The organism is Chroococcidiopsis sp. CCNUC1, from assembly GCF_023546805.1.
Classification (GTDB): domain Bacteria; phylum Cyanobacteriota; class Cyanobacteriia; order Cyanobacteriales; family Chroococcidiopsidaceae; genus Chroococcidiopsis; species Chroococcidiopsis thermalis.
On sequence record NZ_CP097480.1, the window covers coordinates 2,215,561 to 2,234,621 of the forward strand.

Genomic DNA, 19,061 nt, shown 5'->3' on the forward strand with positions numbered 1-19,061 from the left:
AAGCTAAGAGGCAAGAGGTGAAAAACAAACAGTCAGTTCTTTCCTACTCCCTACTCCCTACTCCCTACTCCCTACTCCCTACTCCCTAACAATGCGCATTTTAGTTGTAGAGGATGACGAGTTTATCGCTAATGCCCTAGATTTGGTGCTATCCGAGCAAAATTATGCTGTAGAAATAGCAGCCGATGGCGAATCAGGGTGGGAACTAGTTCAAGCTTACGAATATGACCTGATCCTGTTAGATGTCATGTTGCCAAAGTTGGACGGAATTGAACTGTGCCGTCGCGTGCGATCGCAGGGTTACAAAATGCCAATTTTGTTGCTGACCGGACGAGATAGCAGTCACGATAAGGCAATCGGCTTAGATGCTGGTGCAGATGATTATCTGGTCAAACCCTTTGACCAAGAAGAATTATTTGCCCGCGTGCGAGCTTTATTGCGGCGTGGAAATACGAGTGTTTCGCCAGTATTAGAGTGGGGAGAGCTACGACTCGACCCGAGTAGCTGTGAAGTGACTTATAGCGGGCGATCGCTACAATTGACTCCCAAAGAGTACGCCTTGCTAGAACTGTTTTTACGGAACAATCGCCGGGTTTTCAGTTGCAGCGCCATCTTGGATCGTGTTTGGTCGTTTGATAAAACCCCAGGGGAAGAAGCCGTAAGGACGCAAATTAAAGGACTGCGGCAGAAATTAAAAGCAGTTGGCGCACCCGCAGATGCGATCGAAACCGTCTACGGGATCGGCTATCGTCTTAAGTCGCCATCGGTCAATAAACTCACAATACCATCATCTGAAGAGCCAAGCGAGCAGACGCGACAACAAACTCTTACGGCTTTAGCAGGAGTATGGGAGCGATTTCAGGGTAGGGTAAACGAGCAGGTAACGCTATTAGAACAAGCTACAACTCAAATCTTGCCAGCTCAACTGACAGTAGAGCAACGTCACCATGCAGAACAAGCTGCTCACACTTTAGCAGGTTCTTTAGGTACTTTTGGTTTTGCCACAGGTTCGCAACTAGCACGGAAAATCGAACGTAGTTTGCGAGCCAAAAAGCCGATGAGTCAAACAGAAACAAAGCATTTGCGAGAACTCGTAGCGGCTTTACGCCGCTCGATAGAACTAACTCCTCCCGAACTGACAACACCCGTCGCAGTTAAACAAGAGTTGCCGCAATTGTTAATCTTCAATAGCGATCGCCATTTGGCAGAGCCATTGATCGAAGAAGCGGGAGTGTGGGGCATTCAAGCAGAAATAGCCACTCACCTAGAATCAGCTAGGAAAGCGATCGCTTTATCGCCACCCCAAGTCGTATTACTCGATCTTGATGGCAATACAGCAGACAGCTTAGCACTCTTAGTCGAACTCAAACATCGCTATCCCTCCTTGCCCGTTCTCGTCCATAGCGATCGAGATAATTTGATGACGCGACTTGAAGTTGCCCGTTGTGGCGGACATGCCTTTTTACCCAAGCCCGTACCGCCAGCCCAAGTTTTACAGGCAGTCACCCAATTACTACCAAAGGAAGCGACAGCAGCTAAGGTGATGGTAGTGGATGACGATCCTCAGATCCTTGCTACCCTACGCAGCCTGCTAGAACCGTGGGGTTTGAGGACGATTTGTATCGAAGATCCGCGTCGTTTTTGGGAAACACTAGAAGCCTCAGCTCCAGATTTGCTCATTTTAGATATCAATATGCCCCATCTCAGCGGCTTAGAGCTGTGTCAGATCGTGCGCCAAGATTCGCACTGGTGCGGATTGCCAATTTTATTTCTGACTGCCTACAGCGATGCCAATACGGTAAATCAAGTGTTTGCAGTTGGGGCGGATGATTTTGTCAGCAAGCCGATTGTTGGACCGGAACTCGTAAACCGAATCATGAATCGGCTCGACCGGATCGAACTTTTGCGCAACTTAGCAGAAATTGACCCGCTGACGGGAGTTGCTAATCGCCATAAATCTACTCAAGACTTAGAACGCTTGCTAAATCTAGCAAAGCGGCATCATCAACCCCTCTGTTTGGCAGTTTTAGATATCGATCGCTTTAAGCTAGTCAACGATACCTGCGGTCATGCAGTGGGCGATGCGGTGTTACGTCAGCTGGGACAGTGGTTACTGCATTCGTTGCGTCGAGAAGATATAGTAGCTCGTTGGGGTGGTGAAGAATTCATCTGCGGTTTGTACGGTATGACCAGCCAAGACGGAGTACAGCGATTGACAGATATCTCGATCGGATGGCAGCAACAGCAGTCTACACACCCTCAATGCAACATACCCATCACCTTTAGCGCTGGAATTGCCCATTACCCGCAACACGGTGCAGATCTAGAAACTTTGTATCGTGCAGCAGATAAAGCCCTCTATCGTGCTAAAAACAATGGACGCGGGCGCGTGGTTGCAGCTGAGGAAATAGCAATTGGTGAGCAGTGATCGGTTATTAGTGTAGAGACGTTACATGTAACGTCTCTACAAAGTATCAGTTATCAGTTACCAGCGATCGCACACCACATAACACTTTTTTATCAATGACCAATGACCAATGACTAATGACCAATGACAGCCAAACGCATATTAGTAGTTGACAACGAACCATATATCCAAGAGGTTGCCCAAATTTGTTTGGAGATGGTAGCGGGTTGGCAAGTTAGCACGGCTAGTTCTGGTAGCGAGTGTTTGACCAAAGCCGCAGCCGAACAACCCGATGCTATCCTCCTTGATGTGATGATGCCTGAGATGGATGGATTAACAACTTATAAAGAGTTGCAGGCAAACAAAGCAACAAAACATATTCCCGTGATTTTCTTGACTGCCAAGGTACAACCAGCCGATCGCCGCCGCTACGCTCTGTTAGGTATGAAAGATGCGATCGCCAAACCCTTCGATCCTCTTCAGCTAGCCTCTCAAGTCGCTACTACTTTGGGCTGGAATTAAATCATTACAATTCGCTACTACTCGTCGATAACTGACAACTGTACGGGCGGGTTTAGCAAGCTAGATTGACCACCAAAGCGATAAATTTTGGCTCAAAACCCGCCCCTACGATAACCGATCGCTGTTTCCTCACAAGTTCCTCAAATTGTCAGCTTATTCTAACAATAGAAGCAGATCGGTTACCCTCAGATATGAGAAACCGAATTCTGCTTGCTCAGCACCAATCCTGTAAGAACAGATTTAACAAACTCATTCGCAATTTTTCACAATTTCATAGATATTTCAGCAAGACCCAACAACTAACAACCAACAACTAACAACCAACAACTAATTTTGGAGACTTGCCCATGAGTACGCGAGAAGAAGCAAGAGAGGCAATGACGCAGCAGCGCCAGCAGGAAGAAAATTTGCAGCAGTCTATGTTGCAGCGTACAGAAGCAGAGTTAGCTGACTCTGGAGAGTCGGAAATCCAACAAACAGCCAGAGAGCGCATGACCGAACAAAGGCAACAAGAAGAACATCTCCAGCAGTCTATGTTAAGCCGTTCTGCTGCTGAGGTAGGTCTACCCACCCAAACAGACCCATCTGTTCAAACGCAATAGCTTGCTAGTGAATTTTAGTTGAATTAGGAGGAAAAAATATGTCGCTCACTAGAACATCACGGCAAGTCATACAGTTTGTATGGAATGCTTTAGCACAACTGGTAACTTATTTAGGAGCTGCGGTTAAGCGAATTTTTGCTCCGAACGACGACCAGTATCCAAATACAGGAGTTCAGCCTTTTGAAGGTGATATCAACGATAAAAAACACCGTTCTAAAGCATAGTAAATGCAGAGACATTAAAGGTTAGAAATTAGGGGTTAAGACGATAAAAATAATTCCTGTACAGACGAGTTTTGTAGGAAGATTGTTGTCACTAACCATAGAGACTTTACTAAACCCGCCCCTACGGTTTCTGACTGCTGTAGGAGCGGGTTTCGCGTGAAGATTATTGCTGTCAACTGCCAATTTTTTGCTAAACCCATCCCTACGATAACTGATGCGATCGCCTAACAAATTTAGGTTGTTGTATGCAAACTAACAGACATCCATGCGGTTTTCATTATATTGTGTCAATCTATCTTTGGATAGAGCATCTCTTGACCAATGGTCGAGATGCAACTAACTAACAGGCTTGATTACAAGAAGAACGGTTGAAGCAAAATATTTATGATTATTTGCCATCGCTTAGCCAGAGTGAATTGTGCTGCCACAATAGGAAAACTAGTTTACATCAGTTCATATTTTTGTTAACAAACTTAACTAGAAGTTTTAAAAAATTTTTATTTTCTCACAAGTTCCTCATATTTATCACTTAGATTAAAACTACGACGATTTATGCAGATTTTAGAGATTGATAGATTGAGGTATAAAAAATGACTAAAGCAGTTGTGAACTTAACATTACCAATGGTTGTCGAACACATTGAAACTGCGTTAGAGGATTATCCTCATTACCCCTATCAAAAAGCTTTTGCAATTCCAGACTTACGCCAAAAATTGATCGCTTATATTTTAAGCAGAGTTGCTAACTCCTATACAGTTTTGGAAGAAGGAGAAAATTGCACTACTTTCGGAGATTGTAGTTCTTACCGAAAATTGCAGATCGAAAACTTAGCAAAGCAAGGAATTCAAGAGATATTACAGCAATATTGGGAATGGATCGTTCATCATATTCCCTCAGAAACAGAATCTGGATTAGCACCTTCCCACTGGTTTGGTTAGAGTCAGTTCTGAATTCTAAATTCAAAATTTAGAATTGTGACGATGTGCCTCCGATAGATCTGCATAAATAAACTCAATCTTGCTTCTGTTGTACGTCAGTTTCCACACTTTCACCCCAATCATTAGCTATGTCTACACCAACTTGTCCTTGTTGTTCTCAAACATTACTACGCCACATTAGTGCTAAAGGCATTTATTGGTTTTGTCCGGCTTGCTATCAAGAAATGCCAACCTTAATTACAGAGGTTCTCGCAAGACGAAATCGAGAATTAGTGACACTCAAAGTCTAATCTTTATCTCAACAGAGTTTAACTTGACTCAGAAGGAAATATTTTTTGAATCTGCTCTTTAATTCCAGCTAAATCGATGTAGAGATCGGCAACATTGATCAGACTATCACTAGTCATAGACCGAAGACTGACGACCTCTACCCGTACACCTTGATAAGAAACTGCATCAACTGCATAGGCAAGATCTCCATTTCCACTAACTAAAACGGCTGTATTATAACAGCCAGCTAGGGTCATCATATCAACGGCTATTTCTACATCTAACTTTGCTTTTTTAGAACCGTCAGGAAATTGAATTAAGTCTTTACTAACGACGCGATAACCATTACGACGCATCCAAAGTAAGAAACCTTGTTGTTTATCGTTGATCGGATCGACACCCGTGTAGAAGAAAGCACGTAAGAGAGGGGCTTCTGCTGTTAACAGGCACAGCAGTTTAGTATAGTCTATTTCAATTCCTAGTTGTAAAGCAGCATAGAAGAGGCTAGAGCCATCGATAAAAATAGCGACTCGACCCCGACTGAAGGTATCTAATAGCTCACCGTTAGAGTGTGTGTTAGCCTCCTCGTAGGGGTTGATCTCTTTCTTCATCTGTCTGGTCAAGATTTTGCTGCGATCGAGAACTTCATCTTGTGTTATCTCTTGATAAAAAGTCATTGATACCTCAGAATTTGGAGATTGAGTTTGACTAGAACGATAGCAAAATGTAATAACTTACTTATACTAAAACGACCTGTATCGAACCAGCTTACTAGTACAGGTATTGCTAATTTGGATTAAATTGTAACAAGCTAATCTGACTTGGTTAGCACGGTCATAATATATAAACACAATATATAAACACAAATGTAAGAGGTAACTGTCTGGTAAAATTCACAGACTTTTAATCTAATCTGAAACTTTAACAATTAGCAGGCTCAATCCATTGTCATTTACTACTCTTAGTTAGTTAGGTATATCTAATTCAAAACGAATTGCTACATACGATACATAATCGATCGCTACAAGCGATCCAAAATTAACAGTTAAGGATAAAAAGTTGAATATTCATATAAATAAAACAATTTCTTTATTTCTTTATTCATAAATTAAAATGGCTTAATTTTTCTTAAGAATAAAGGCTGAGTTTGTCTTCAAAGGGAGCAGATCGCCTTTTAGAGATTGCTACTTAAATCTTGTCGTCGGAAAATTATCATATCTTTGCCCACAACTGGACTACGAGCGATTATATTTCCTTTGGGATCGATCGCCTCCAAGCGACTGAAATCGAGTTCTCTGGATCTTTCTAGCATTTGAGCTGCTAATTTGTCTTGCTCGGAAGACGGGAGATCGTACCAGTCATCGCCAAGCGTGAGTACCAAATTGCTACCCCCAAAATTGGGTTGAATAGACTGTATTAATCCATCCGCAACGCGATCGCTAATTTCTTCAACTTGCTTTTGAATTGAGGCGACTAAAATCTCCTCTGGTGTCAGTTGTGCAACTAGGGTAGGCATTGACTCAGGAGGTGTGACAGTCTTTACTGGCTGCGGTACATCGGTTGCAGTTAACTCACTAGGAATAGCTATTTTTGGTTCAACTTCCACTGCGGAAGATGGTTCATCTGTAAGGGAAGGAGTCGTAACCTTTGGCGGTTCCGGTGTGGAAGGAGGCGTTGTCGCGATTGGTATTTCCCGTTCAGAAGCAGGAGTTGTAGTAACTGCTGGTAGTTCTGGTGCTGTAGGGGAAGGAATTGCTGTAACTGCTGGTAGTTCTGGTGCTGTAGGGGAAGGAATTGCTGTAACTGCTGGTAGTTCCGATCTGGGAGTAGGAGCAACTGCAACCTCTGTAGGGTTACCTGAAAATAGATTTGAGGTTGTCAGCACCAAAACTACTACAACTCCTGCCATAATTCCGGTCAAAGCAGAGTTAGACAGCTTACCTGAAAGATTTGCTGGTAGCACAGAGCGAATTTTTCCCAAAACAGAACCCCAGCCATCTTGTAAAGGTTCCCACCAACTTGCTTCAGTCGTGGTTGTGGGTTCAGCTTCTAGTTGAGCGATCGCTCCTTCTATAACTCCGATTGTGCCACGCAGCAGTTTAATTGTTTGTGTTTTTACCGCTGCTTGAAAGGAATTTGCTTTTGGCTTACGTTCAGGGGAAGGTGACTTTTGGGAATTAGACGGTTCCTGTGACATAAATTTCTTCCTCCCAGGCAGCGAAACAATCGAAGATAAGTTAAATTCTTAGCGGGTGCTGCACCTAGCTTATCAGTTAACAGTTATCAGTTATCAGTGTCTAGTGGCTAGTGGCTGGTGACTAGTGACTGGATAAAGACTCTAGCCACTAGCCACCAGCTACCAGTCACTCACCAATTACCAATTACCATCTTATGAGTTTCAAACGCCGTAAATTTCTATTCCTGAGTACATTGAGCTTTTTTGGTGTGGCGCTGTGGAACAAAATCCACGGACGTGAATCTCCGACACAGGAGAGATCGGCAATTGCTTCTGGTGCTGACGATCTAAAGCCTAAGCCATCTACAAAACCTTTGTGGCGATTTATCTCGGTAGCAGATACGGGAACGGGCGATCGCGGACAATATGCTGTAGCTGAGGCAATGACTGCCTATCATCGTCAAAACAAGTTTAATTTGGCAATTTTGGCAGGAGATAATATTTACAACAACGGCGAGATCGAAAAAATTCAAGCTGTATTCGAGCGTCCCTATGAACCCCTACTCAAACAAGGGGTTAAATTTTATGCTTGTCTTGGCAATCACGATATTCGCACCGCTAATGGCGATCCTCAAGTGCGCTATCCTGGCTTTAATATGCAGGGACGATTCTATACTTTCCGCCGCGATCCGGTACAGTTTTTTGCTCTCGATACCAACAGCAACGCCGATTGGGATACTCAACTAGCTTGGTTAGAAAAAGAACTCAGTCGCAGCGATGCGCCTTGGAAGATCGTATTCGGACATCATCCGGTTTATTCTTCGGGTCACTACGGCAATAATCAAACTTTTATTAAACAATTTACACCACTCTTTCAGAAGTACGGCGTGCAACTCTACATTAACGGACACGATCATAATTACGAGCGATCGCGCCCCATTAATGGTACGACATATATGATTACTGGTAGCGGTGCGGGGACTCGTCCTGTAAATCGTTCTGAGTGGACGGCACTTTCTGCAAGCAAGTTGAGTTTTGCCACTTATGAAGTGTATGCCGACAGAATAGAAGTAAGTGCGATCGGTACAGATAATCGAGTTTTTGATAAAGGTAGTATTAAATTGCGATCGGCTTAGTGAGAGAACTATGAGAGTTAAGCAACTGAAAATGCGATCGTTCCGTGGGATTGACGATCTGACGCTAGATTTTGATGAAACCGAACCCACGGTTCTTATTGGGATTAATGGAGTAGGTAAATCAAGTATTCTTGATTGTCTTGCTATTCTTTTTTCCCAAGTTGTCTGGCGGATTAAAGGTAGTTCTTTTGATTCTGTTTTGCACCCGAATGAACAAGACATAACTAACGGAAGAGAAATCACAGAAAACGAAATTACAATTTCATCTGAGATTTTCCAGGAAGCAAAGTGGTTTGAAATCAAGAGGCGAAAAGCAAATCAAGAAAATATCATAAATAACAGCGATTACTTACAACTAGTACACTTTGTTGCAGAAAATATTACAAAAAAAAATTTGCAAGAAAGGCTGACAGACAACGACTGGAAAGAAATTGCACAAAAGCTTTTACAAGAGATGGTTCGTAGGGCATTAGCTGATAGTGATGTGACGGAAGTACAACTTCGTGAATTTCTATCAAATAATGAATCGCTGTTAGATGACGAATGGAAAGAAATTAAACAAAGAGTTTTAGAGAGTATTATCCATCCAGTGAAAGCTATCGAAACTAGTTTTCGAGAGATACAAAAGTTGGGAGACTATATTCATAATTCTTTGCAAAAAAATCATACTTTTAATATTCCTTTATTTGTCTATTATCCTATAAATCGTGCTGTTGTTGAATTACCACTGGAAATTTCAAAAAGATATTCATTTAATCAAATAGAGGCGTACGAACAAGCACTAACGGGAGGTAAAATAGATTTTAAAAGCTTTTTTGAATGGTTTAGAAACAGAGAAGACTTAGAAAATGAATTACGAAGAGATGAATTTAATTATCGAGATAGCCAATTGCAAGGAGTAAGGCAAGCTATCTCGTCTCTAATGCCTAAATTTTCTAATTTAAGAGTACAGCGCTCGCCTTTACGAATGACGGTAAATAAACAAGGTCAAGAACTAATTGTAAATCAACTATCTGATGGGGAAAAATGTTTGTTAGCAATGGTGGGAGATTTAGCTAGACGCTTGGCGATCGCCAATCCATCCTTAGAAAATCCGCTAGAAGGTAGTGGCATAGTTTTAATTGATGAAATTGAATTACATTTACATCCTAAATGGCAACGGGAAATTATTCCAGCTTTGACGAGAACATTTCCTAACTGTCAATTTATTGTGACTACTCATTCACCACAAGTGGTCAGCCATGTAAAACCAGAAGGAATTTATATTTTAGAAGCAACAGATACAGGTGTTGTTGCTAAACGTCCAGAAAGTTCTTATGGAAGAGATAGCAATCGTATCTTAGAAGATTTAATGGGTGTGCCAGAACGTCCTCTAGAAATCAAAAATCGTCTGCGTGATTTATTCAGACTTATTGATGAAGGAAATCTTGACGGTGCGAGAGAGTTACAAAAAGATTTAGTAGCAGAAATTGGTGCTGACGAGCCAGATTTTGCTAGCGCAGATGTACTGATTCGGCGAAGGGAAATTTTGGGTAGGTGAAATATATCAGAAAGGGTGCGGAACCAGCCAGTTTCTCCGCCTGGAAATTACTAGCGAATAATGAGTGGCAGCCAAATTGGGATAATTTTAGCAAACCACAGAAAAAAGATGTACATGAAACTTTACTACGAGAGCAAGGATACATATGTTGCTATTGTGGAATGCGGATAAATATCACCAGCAGCCATATTGAACATTTTAAACCGCGCAAATTATTCCCAGGATTCACATTAGAATACTCTAATCTTCTTGCTTCCTGTCCAGGGGAAGGTGAAGAAAGATCGACCAAACAATTATCCCAATTACCTCTGAGATCGGAACACTGCGGACATCAAAAAAGTGAATGGTATAATCCAAATTTGACTGTCTCCCCATTACAAGAAAACTGTGCTGAATTCTTCAGATACACAGCTTTTGGGGAAATTCTTCCCACAGATGACTTGCTCATGCAGGCGGCTGGACAAGAAACTATTGAGAGATTAGGACTAAATAATTCTAAGCTAGAGGCAACAAGACGCAGGCAACTTCAGAGAAGTTTACCACTGCTTGACGGACTCACAGATACAGAAATTCAAAAATTAGTTGAAGGTTATGAGCAACTCGATTCTAACGGACAATATACGCCTTTTTGTGCTGCTATTATTTATATTCTCAAGCAGTACTTTGTTACTTAACTTGAGTGTATCTACCTGCACCTTGTTGGTATGTTTCTGGAATTTCTCACCTAGTATCTTTGTCCTGTAGCGATCGCACCTACATTTACCTATTCGTCTTCAAAAGAAAAAAATGGCGATCATCTCAGCAAACATTTTAGCCAAAAGGCTATTATCCTAGAAAGCTAAAGCGCGATCGCTCACATTATGGCTTCTAGTAAACTTTCATTAACATCTGGTCGGCAGTGGCTGACCGGGATAGCTTCAAGCGAAACATTTATTTATATTATCAAGCGGCTAGCACAAGCTCTCTTGACATTATTACTAGCATCTGCGTTGTCATTCTTTATTATTCAACTTGCTCCAGGGGACTATCTAGATACCCTGCGGCAAAACCCCAAAATTTCCCCAGAACGGATCGAGCAACTGCGACAACAGTTTGGATTAGACCGTCCTTGGATCGAACAGTATTTCCGTTGGTTGTGGCGGATTGTGACTCAGGGTGATTTCGGTACGAGTTTCGTCTATCAGCGTTCCGTGTCTTCCTTGCTGTGGGAGCGGGTTGGAGCCACCTTACTACTGGCAATTTCATCTTTAATTGTCACCTGGGCGATCGCCATTCCTTTAGGAATTGTCGCCGCCGTAAAGCAAAATCAGTGGAGCGATCGCGTTTTACAAGTTATCAGCTACACCGGACAAGGATTTCCTAGCTTCATCACTGCCTTGTTACTCCTGATCTTCGCTCAAAACGTCTCTCCCCTATTTCCCGTAGGAGACATGACGAGTATCAACCACGCCGATCTCACGCCTCTAGGTAAAATCCTTGATGTTGGCTGGCACATGATTTTACCCACCATAGCTTTAAGTATTACCAGCTTTGCAGGCTTGCAACGGATCGCCCGTGGCGAACTTCTCGACGTACTCCGTCAAGATTATATTCAAACTGCCCGCGCTAAAGGACTACCAGAAAACCGCGTGATCTACGTCCACGCTCTGCGTAACGCCATCAATCCCTTAATCACCATCTTAGGATTTGAACTGGCTGGGTTGTTAAGCGGTGCGTTTATTGCCGAATTCTTCTTCAACTGGCCTGGATTAGGGCGCTTAATTTTGCAAGCAGTCTTAGCTCAAGATTTGTATCTCGTCATGGCAAGCTTGGTCATGGGAGCCGTAATGTTAATTGTTGGTAACTTAATTGCTGACCTACTACTCAAAGTCGCCGACCCCCGGATTAAGTTGGAGAACCCCTAATCAGTTATCAGTGACCAGTAACCAGTGACCAGTTACTTACGACTTACGACTTCTCATTCATGTTGTCCCAAATCTACTACATTGCGCGTTCTAAGTCTGATGGCAGCTATTTAGTTGCCCGGGTAAATCGCGATGTAGCTGAGAAAAACACAGGCTATTTGTTACTATTTAGCGAGCATTTTGAGGCATTGACTTATCTGAATACTCATGCTGCTAGTGTAGCCGACCAATTTGCAATTGAGTCGATTCCTGGTACTCAACTAGGAGCGTTATTGAAGCGTTGGAATTTTATTGGTGTCGGGATCGTACGCGATCCATTATTACCAAAGATTGAATTTCTCATCTGTGATTAGTATTAAATATATCTATCCTGATGTAGATGTAACTAAATCAAAGATTAGCGCTAAATAAAGAAGGTTGGTTCCGAATTTTGCTGAATTTCAGCGAAACGTAGCCATAAATTACAAGTTTGTTATTACAATTGTCGATCGCAGGAGAAACCAGTATGCGCTCTGTTCGATTCAATTTATCTGCGTTGCGCCCAGTTCGCATTTTATTTGCTATCTGTGTCAGCGCGTTGCTAGTATTCTCTCAAGCGCTTCCCGCTTTCAGCGCTCCTGTCAATCCCGGTGGTAGCCCCACTGCTCCCCAGCAAGGTGAAGCTCAGCTAAGAGGCATTGAGAAAGAAGCCCAAGAAGCAGTACTCAAAGATCCTTACTCGCGCAAAGAAACGCAAACCAAAGCTCAAGAAGGACTCAATGAAGTTCAAGGAGCTGCTGACTTAAACAAGATGAGTCGTCCAGAAAATGCTAAAGCAACCTCAGTAGAAGACAAACTGAAAAATGCTTTGGAATCAGTTACTGGTAAAAACTAAAGCTTTTGATGTAGCTTAAAGATTCGGAACATTAATATTGCTTGACGTGTGGGGATGATTCTGGCGGTGGTCATCCCTTATTGCTGTCTTTTGTCTGCCTTCTCTTACTACAAACCAGCAAACTCTGCATCTGTAATCAGGCGGGGATTTTTTGTATTAGCAGAGATCCAACTGCGATCGCGAATAGCTAACTTGCAGACAGAATAAGTTTTGTAAGTTTTGCCATTATTGACAAATGTACTGTCGCCGCGATCGCCACCAAAAACAGCCCAATCTGTCTTTTTATAACGACTCGGCCTTATAGTTCCCCACATCTGTAGCATTAACGCACCAGACCCATTGCAAATGCGTGCGTTCCATACCTTTGTTGGAGAATAGACTTTTGATATGTTGCCACATGCGGACATAATCGGTCGTCGATTTGTGCCTTGAGCTGCACTCCAAGGATACCAGTTGCCATTCATTTCGTGAGCGAGACGAATGAATGTAAGTCGGCAATTTCGGTATTAATTTCCCTTTGGCGAATCTCGGAATAGCTCAAAGTGCGGCAACCGTCAATTTGCAATCCGGCTTGAGCAGCTCTAAATCGCTGTTGTGCTTGAGCTATAAGCGCCTGCGCTTTTTTTCCCTCAGCTTGCGCTTGTTCGTAGCGGAGAAAATCTTTTTCGGCTGTAGCTGAAGAAACGCTCCCAGCCTCTAACAACCCCTAGGCGCGCTCGGCATCAACTTTAGCAGTTTGAGTGGCAACGTGACGCGATCGAGTTCGCTTTGGGCTGCTTCAACAGGCTCCTCCACAGTGAAAGTACCGATTTCAGTTGCGAGACAAACAGCAACGAACCCGTACCATTACGGTGTGCATATAAGTTAATTCTGATTAGAAGGCTCGATGAGACGTGGTTTTGGCGTGTAGGGAGAAAAATCTACAATTCCCATCATTCCTCCATTAAAGGCTAACTATCGGCTTGCGGATCGCTAAATTCAGCGCGATCTCTAGATGAGGAATTTTTGACACGATCGGGTTCATTAATTATGTAATCCAAAATACTTATTGTAAAGAGAAAGAAAATTTCTTAAGTATTTCTTTGAAATTATTTGTTGGTAATTGGTCACTGGTCACTGGTCACTGGTCACTGGTCACTGCTCCCCTACTCCCTACTCTCTGCTCCCTAATAACTGTCAACTGAATTTGTGGTTTCATGTCACAATATCTGTTGATGCGTGCTAAGCCTTTTGGTGTATGCCGAACTATATAGTAGAATGCTCTGGTTTGCTCGATACTGGGCTTGCCAGTATCGATCCGACTGCGACCCTCGTTCGCGGATCTGAGTACAGGCGATCGCGCCCCAAATAGTAGCTTAATATTTACGCTCTGATTTTTTATTTATGATTTTTACGGAGCGACCGATTGAGTCATTGTCGCTTTCGGTATCTGAAATTTTCGTGTGAGGAAGTGCGGTGAAACAACAGCATTTATTTCTAGTGCGTAACTTCTGTTCGAGTCTAGCTGTAGCACTCTTAGCAACTGAGCTAATTAAGATTGAACCAGCACCAGCGATCGCGAGCGAAACTCCATCTGTCAATAGCGCGATCGCTATGAAATCTGAACCTAGTAAAACTCAGTCCATTAAAGCTACCAAACAAGGTTACCTGCAAGCAAAAAGCTCGTTTCGTCACTCCCAAGCCTCGGTTCTCTTGTCAAAACAGGAAATTGGGAGTCGAGAGTCGGGAGTCGGGGGAAGAGAGCTGAGGAGGCTGAGGGAGTTGAGGGAGCTGAGGGAGAAAAACAACCATCAACCGTCTTCACGGAGTGTAGCGCCAGCGTTTACCGTCAACCACCAATTACCAATTACCAATTACCAATTACCAACAACTGTCAGCCAACAACCAACAACTAAACCTAACCCAGCCCAACCGCCTGCTAATGCTCAGGTAAATGATCGCAAGGCTCAAATACCTAGTTATCTCAATCCCGATGCCAATCCGTTGCGATTTCCCACAAAACCAGAAGATGTACAGGTTGTAGGCGCTCAACCAATTACTTTTCAACAGGCTTTGGACTTAGCACAGCGTAACAGCACGCAGTTGCGAGAAGCAAGGCTGAATGTAGAACGGAGTCAAGCACAGCTACGACAGGCTTTAGCAGCAGAATATCCACGCTTGGATCTGGAGACTGGCGTAACCAATCAGGGTCAAAATCTGTTCAGCGAGGAGCCAGAGCAATTTTTTGGCGGTCAAATAGATACTAACGAGACTGGCGTGAACGGCAATCTCTCGCTCAGCTACGATTTATTCACTTCTGGCTTACGTCCAGCTAACATTCGCGCTGCTGAAGAACAGTTGCGTTTTAATCGGTTAGATTTAGAACGGACGCAAGAAGAACTGCGCCTCAACGTTGCCAACGATTATTACGAATTGCAACGGGCTGATGAGAACGTAAGGATTCAACGATCTTCTGTAAATAATGCCCAGGCAAGTTTACGCGATGCCCAAGCCTTAGAACAAGCTGGGGTAGGAACTCGCTTTGCCGTCCTCCAAGCTCAGGTGCAGTTAGCGCAGGCTACCCAAAGATTAACCGATGCCTTAAGCCAGCAACGAATTGCCCGCCGTCAAATTGCAACGCGAATCAATTTAAACGACTCCATCGTAGTTACGGCTGCCGATCCGGTAGCAGTTGCCGGACAGTGGAACTTCTCCTTAGAAAACAGTATCGTGCTAGCTTTTAGAAATCGTGCCGAACTAGAACAGCAGTTGGCACAGCGTAATATTAGCGAACAACAGCGGCGTGCTGCCTTAGCTGAATTAGGACCGCGAATTAGTCTTGCTGCCCAATATAGCCTGAACGATACATTTGACGATGACACAAACTTTCAAGATGGCTACTCTTTAGGAGGAAGATTAAACTTAAGTTTATTTGATGGTGGAGCAGCAAGAGCGAGAGCTAGGCAGGAAGAGGCAGATATCGCGATCGCTGAAACCAATTTTGCCGGACAGCGTAACCAAATTCGCTTTGAAGTAGAACAAGCTTTCTCTCAGTTGCAGTCTAACTTAGAAAACATTCAAACGACTTCTGTTGCTTTAGAACAATCGCGGGAAGCGCTGCGATTGGCACGCCTCAGATTTCAAGCAGGTGTAGGGACGCAAACAGAAGTGATTGATGCTGAGGATGACTTAACTCAAGCGGAAGGCGATCGAGTCAATGCGATTCTAAACTACAACCGCGCCTTAGCCCAGATTCAGCGATCGATTAGCTCTGGTCAGCAACGCTGAACTAGGAGCAAGAAGTGAGGAGTGAGGAGTGAGGGGACAAGGAAGACAAGGGAGAGGGGGAAGATGGGGGAGAGCGCTCTCGAAAATTCTTTGAGTGTCCTCCCACACTTCCCACACCACGCACCACTCTCTTTCCCTCACTCCTCGCTCCTCACTCCTCATTTAGGCTTTCCCTCTCCAGGGAGAGATTGCGGGGTAGAAAGAATAAACTTTTCTGGGTTTCTCAGGAAGGAATCGCAATTCTTGTCAAGAGCAACGCAGATGTTACCTAAAGCGAGTTGATATTCTTCGATATTGCCTTGTTTGAGAAACAGTTTAGCGGCTGTTTGTAAATCTTCTACTGCTTCGCGATCGCTCTGTCCGCTATATTGAGCTAGCTCGTAGCGGACAATTCCCCGCTTGAGATAGGCTTCTGCTTCTTGGGAGTCGATACTGAGCGCTCGGTTAAAATCTCCAATTGCGGCTTTGTAGCCCGTACTCAAGTCCCCTTTATACTGCGCCAGTTTGTAGTGAACGATGCCGCGTTTGACCAGTGCTTTGGCAGCACGGGGATTGAGCCGCAAAGAGCGATCGAAATCTTGAATTGCTTGCTGATATTCTTTTTCGGGATTTTTACTATACTGAGCAATTTCATAACGTACCATGCCACGACTGAGATAGGCTTCGGCTTGGTTGGGTTTGAGTCCCAGAGTACGATTGAAGTCTTCAATCGCTCGGCGATAGGTACGGTCGGGGTCGCCGCTATGCTGGGCAACTTCGTAGAGGGCGTTACCCCGGTTTAAATAGACTTGAGCATCCTTGGGATTGAGCTTGATGGCGCGATCGTAATTATCAATTGCCCCTTCATAGTCTCCTACTTTGTAATAAGCATCGCCCTGCTTGTAGTAGGCAACAAAATTATTGCCGCTTTTTGCTGCCACTTTACCGTCACTTGGTGGTTCGGGGATGGAGGTAACGCTAAAACGGCTGTCAAAGGGCAGTTGCACGTCACTTAACACCTGCATCAACAGGATCAAGCTCACAGCTCCTAGACTAAACGTACCCATCATCATCAGGTTGAACTTTCTGCGGCTCAGCCTTCTACTTCTTGGCAGTGTTAAAAATAGTGGTGCGTGTTTGCTGAGCGTGGCAGATGAATAATAAGCGGCGGAGCGATCGAGCGCTCGATACTGTCGATATACGGGAGGAGTACGCTTAGGTGGCAAAGGTTGGAGGTGTTTTTTCTGTCTGACTGCCTCCAAGGACGGAAACGGGTCGCGCCCGCCTAATTTTACTGCCCGCTCGCACCAAGGACAGCTTTGCAGGTGATCGCTGTAGCGATGCTGATTGTTGGCGCTACAGGTTGTCAAAGCGTTTTCTGCTTCTTTGAGGGCAGCTTGCCAGGTTTGGGCGTTGGGACGGAGATTGGGTTGAGAATGACCTGCATCAAAACACTTGACAAATAACTGCCTCAAACTAGGGTGTAAAATCTCCCAGTTTGGTGCAATCGGCGTAGGCTTGTACGGTACTGGCTTGCTGCCATAGGTGAAATGTCCTGCCGCTATCCGTGCTGCATAGGGTGGGGGGTCGCCACTACCTTGATAAATTCCTGAAAAAGGATGAGTCCCTTCCATTAGCAGTTGGAAGATCAGGACTGCTAGCCCAAATAAGTCGTGTTCTGGGGCGCGATCGATCTGTCCGAAATTCTTTCCTTGCAGTTCTGGCGGCGTAAATTCTGGCTTGCCGACACCGCAGCGATAAATAGCTGCTGTTTGTAGGTCGCGGACTTGAAACGAATCCGTATCTACGAGGGTGACGAGAGCCGTATCGCTGACTAAGATGTTAGATTCGTTCACATCTCCAACGCAATACCCGCGTGCGTGCAGCGCTCCCATGGCAGCGGCAATATTACGGGCAGTTCGATGGAGATAGAGGTAGTTGAAGAACGGGCATTTTTGCCGTCGCGTTTTGGGATTGTAAAAATCGAGTAGGGAGTGCATCCCTTTGACTCGCGGCATCAGAAAGCCGACGACCCGATTGCTGCCATCAGTTGACCTCAGCAACTCTTCAGGCCAAGCGATCGAAATATGTCCTTGTCCTGCCATAGGGTTATCTGGCGGGTTAGCAAGCATTGCTGTGAGCTTAGATGCCTGAATCTCTCTAGGCTTGTGATAAACCTTTGCTACTAGTGCCTCGTTCTGCGGTACAGTAAAGACACGGGCTTCTCCCCCATGTCCGAGACTAGAGTTGGGGTCCAACGTGATAATTTGGTTGTTGGAGCTTCGTTGCAACCGCATGGCAAAATTAACTCACAAGCGTCGCCAATAGTAAAGTCAAGTCGTCATCCGTCCGTTCCGTAATTCTTGGCGATCGCAAAAACGCCGCCAGTTGTTCTTTAGCTTCACTCTCATCCTCCACACCTGCCATAAATTGAAACAGGGGAGAAAAAAATGGTTTGTAGGGTGAACCATCGCCCATGTTCACAGCTAGCATCTGCAACCCATCTGAAAACACGGCAATATGTGTCGTCGTTCCCCGCCAAACGTTGACTTGGACTGTCTCCAAGGCTTGGGGGGAAACTAGAAAAGTTGTTTCATTGATATATTCTCCTTTTTGAGCGGCAGTCAGAGCAAAAATCTGACCGTCGCGATCGCTCGCTACTGCCAAGCCATCACCTACCTGCACCGCTGCAACTAATTCTGGGGTAGCAACTGCTAAAATCAACGTCGTCGCTAACTCCCGCGCCTGCTTGCCACAGACGGCTGCTTCTGCTTCTACTGCTGTCTTTGCTGCTGCCAGAGCTTGAGTCAGAATTCGCTGCCATCCCTGCTCGTCGTCAACCAAATGCAGTCTAGAGCCTTCAGCACAAATCGTCTCTACCGCCGTTTGCGCGGCGACAATTGCCCCGACTTTGCCTAAAGCTGCACTTCCTGCCCCGTCAGCTACTGCTGCTACCAAAACCCCCGTGGGCAACTTTTCCCAATGATGAGCATCTTGGCAAAGCTGTCCGACCTTTTCGTGGCTCGTACCTCGAACTGAGGCGGATGCGACTCGCCATTGCCGGATTCCAGCAGGAGCATCTAACTGTCCTGTTGTATATAGCTCATCGTGGGCATCGTTACGCATTCATCGTGATTCCTTACTGATTCCTAGCCTATCTTAGGTGAACGGACAATCAGAGCGATCGCATCGCTCGACAAATCCTCCTTTTGTATACGGTAA

The 19,061-nt window shown here is 44.5% G+C and carries 20 protein-coding genes; 13 read left to right on the forward strand and 7 right to left on the reverse strand.

Translation table 11 applies throughout. The annotated features are described in order from the left end of the window. Positions 1-91 precede the first annotated feature (91 nt). The 6 genes from M5J74_RS10390 to M5J74_RS10415 all read left to right on the forward strand — a co-directional run bounded on the left by M5J74_RS10390 (position 92) and on the right by M5J74_RS10415 (position 4,983). Positions 92-2,428: a response regulator gene (locus M5J74_RS10390; RefSeq protein ID WP_250016541.1), complete on the forward strand. Its 2,337-nt coding sequence runs from the start codon at positions 92-94 to the stop codon at positions 2,426-2,428. A gap of 123 nt (positions 2,429-2,551) precedes the next feature. After that, positions 2,552-2,929 carry a response regulator gene (locus M5J74_RS10395; protein ID WP_015154039.1) on the forward strand — a complete coding sequence of 126 codons (378 nt, stop codon included), beginning with the start codon at positions 2,552-2,554 and terminating at the stop codon, positions 2,927-2,929. Between the two features lie 347 nt (positions 2,930-3,276). Beyond that, the gene (locus M5J74_RS10400; RefSeq protein ID WP_250016542.1) at positions 3,277-3,531 is read left to right on the forward strand and encodes a hypothetical protein; all 255 of its coding nucleotides are present in this window, start codon (positions 3,277-3,279) and stop codon (positions 3,529-3,531) included. Positions 3,532-3,569: 38 nt separating this feature from the next. Continuing rightward, positions 3,570-3,755 carry a hypothetical protein gene (locus tag M5J74_RS10405; RefSeq protein WP_250016544.1) on the forward strand — a complete coding sequence of 62 codons (186 nt, stop codon included), beginning with the start codon at positions 3,570-3,572 and terminating at the stop codon, positions 3,753-3,755. A gap of 590 nt (positions 3,756-4,345) precedes the next feature. After that, entirely contained in the window at positions 4,346-4,693 is a 348-nt protein-coding gene (locus M5J74_RS10410; RefSeq protein ID WP_015154042.1) for a hypothetical protein, read from the forward strand. Between the two features lie 128 nt (positions 4,694-4,821). Next, on the forward strand, positions 4,822-4,983 hold the full coding sequence (locus M5J74_RS10415; RefSeq protein WP_181245401.1) for a hypothetical protein: 162 nt from the start codon (positions 4,822-4,824) through the stop codon (positions 4,981-4,983). Between the two features lie 18 nt (positions 4,984-5,001). On the opposite strand, the gene M5J74_RS10420 is transcribed toward M5J74_RS10415, so the two are convergent. After that, the gene (locus tag M5J74_RS10420) at positions 5,002-5,640 is read right to left on the reverse strand and encodes an NYN domain-containing protein (protein ID WP_015154044.1); all 639 of its coding nucleotides are present in this window, start codon (positions 5,638-5,640) and stop codon (positions 5,002-5,004) included. A gap of 497 nt (positions 5,641-6,137) precedes the next feature. After that, on the reverse strand, positions 6,138-7,160 hold the full coding sequence (locus tag M5J74_RS10425) for a hypothetical protein (protein ID WP_015154045.1): 1,023 nt from the start codon (positions 7,158-7,160) through the stop codon (positions 6,138-6,140). A 194-nt stretch (positions 7,161-7,354) separates the two neighbouring features. Here M5J74_RS10425 and M5J74_RS10430 point away from each other — a divergent pair, with 194 nt between their 5' ends. The 6 genes from M5J74_RS10430 (at position 7,355) to M5J74_RS10455 (ending at position 12,593) form a co-directional block, all read left to right on the forward strand. Further along, positions 7,355-8,275: a metallophosphoesterase gene (locus tag M5J74_RS10430; protein WP_250016545.1), complete on the forward strand. Its 921-nt coding sequence runs from the start codon at positions 7,355-7,357 to the stop codon at positions 8,273-8,275. 10 nt (positions 8,276-8,285) lie between these two features. Continuing rightward, complete coding sequence (locus M5J74_RS10435) at positions 8,286-9,815, forward strand: AAA family ATPase (protein WP_250016547.1); 1,530 nt, start codon at positions 8,286-8,288, stop codon at positions 9,813-9,815. Continuing rightward, entirely contained in the window at positions 9,812-10,489 is a 678-nt protein-coding gene (locus M5J74_RS10440; protein WP_250016549.1) for a retron system putative HNH endonuclease, read from the forward strand. The genes M5J74_RS10435 and M5J74_RS10440 overlap by 4 nt, the downstream gene beginning before the upstream one ends. 186 nt (positions 10,490-10,675) lie before the next feature. Continuing rightward, a complete protein-coding gene (locus tag M5J74_RS10445; RefSeq protein WP_015154049.1) occupies positions 10,676-11,719 on the forward strand; it encodes an ABC transporter permease in 1,044 nt (347 codons plus the stop codon). Between the two features lie 59 nt (positions 11,720-11,778). Further along, a complete protein-coding gene (locus M5J74_RS10450) occupies positions 11,779-12,072 on the forward strand; it encodes a hypothetical protein (RefSeq protein ID WP_015154050.1) in 294 nt (97 codons plus the stop codon). Positions 12,073-12,224: 152 nt separating this feature from the next. Further along, complete coding sequence (locus M5J74_RS10455) at positions 12,225-12,593, forward strand: hypothetical protein (protein ID WP_015154051.1); 369 nt, start codon at positions 12,225-12,227, stop codon at positions 12,591-12,593. A 107-nt stretch (positions 12,594-12,700) separates the two neighbouring features. Here M5J74_RS10455 and M5J74_RS10460 read toward each other — a convergent pair whose 3' ends face one another. The 3 genes from M5J74_RS10460 to M5J74_RS10470 are packed head-to-tail and all read right to left on the reverse strand — an operon-like array spanning position 12,701 to position 13,296. Then, on the reverse strand, positions 12,701-12,916 hold the full coding sequence (locus tag M5J74_RS10460) for a hypothetical protein (protein WP_250016551.1): 216 nt from the start codon (positions 12,914-12,916) through the stop codon (positions 12,701-12,703). Beyond that, entirely contained in the window at positions 12,916-13,053 is a 138-nt protein-coding gene (locus M5J74_RS10465; RefSeq protein ID WP_250016553.1) for a hypothetical protein, read from the reverse strand. Before M5J74_RS10465 ends, M5J74_RS10460 begins: the two co-directional genes overlap by 1 nt. Beyond that, entirely contained in the window at positions 13,054-13,296 is a 243-nt protein-coding gene (locus M5J74_RS10470) for a hypothetical protein (RefSeq protein WP_015154052.1), read from the reverse strand. Between the two features lie 752 nt (positions 13,297-14,048). On the opposite strand from M5J74_RS10470, the gene M5J74_RS10475 reads away from it, so the two are divergent. After that, the gene (locus tag M5J74_RS10475) at positions 14,049-15,860 is read left to right on the forward strand and encodes a TolC family protein (RefSeq protein ID WP_250016556.1); all 1,812 of its coding nucleotides are present in this window, start codon (positions 14,049-14,051) and stop codon (positions 15,858-15,860) included. Positions 15,861-16,018: 158 nt separating this feature from the next. Here the strand turns inward: M5J74_RS10475 and M5J74_RS10480 are convergent, their stop codons facing one another. Next, entirely contained in the window at positions 16,019-18,136 is a 2,118-nt protein-coding gene (locus M5J74_RS10480; RefSeq protein WP_015154054.1) for a tetratricopeptide repeat protein, read from the reverse strand. A gap of 7 nt (positions 18,137-18,143) precedes the next feature. Next, complete coding sequence (locus M5J74_RS10485) at positions 18,144-18,965, reverse strand: PP2C family serine/threonine-protein phosphatase (RefSeq protein ID WP_015154055.1); 822 nt, start codon at positions 18,963-18,965, stop codon at positions 18,144-18,146. Positions 18,966-19,061: the final 96 nt, after the last annotated feature.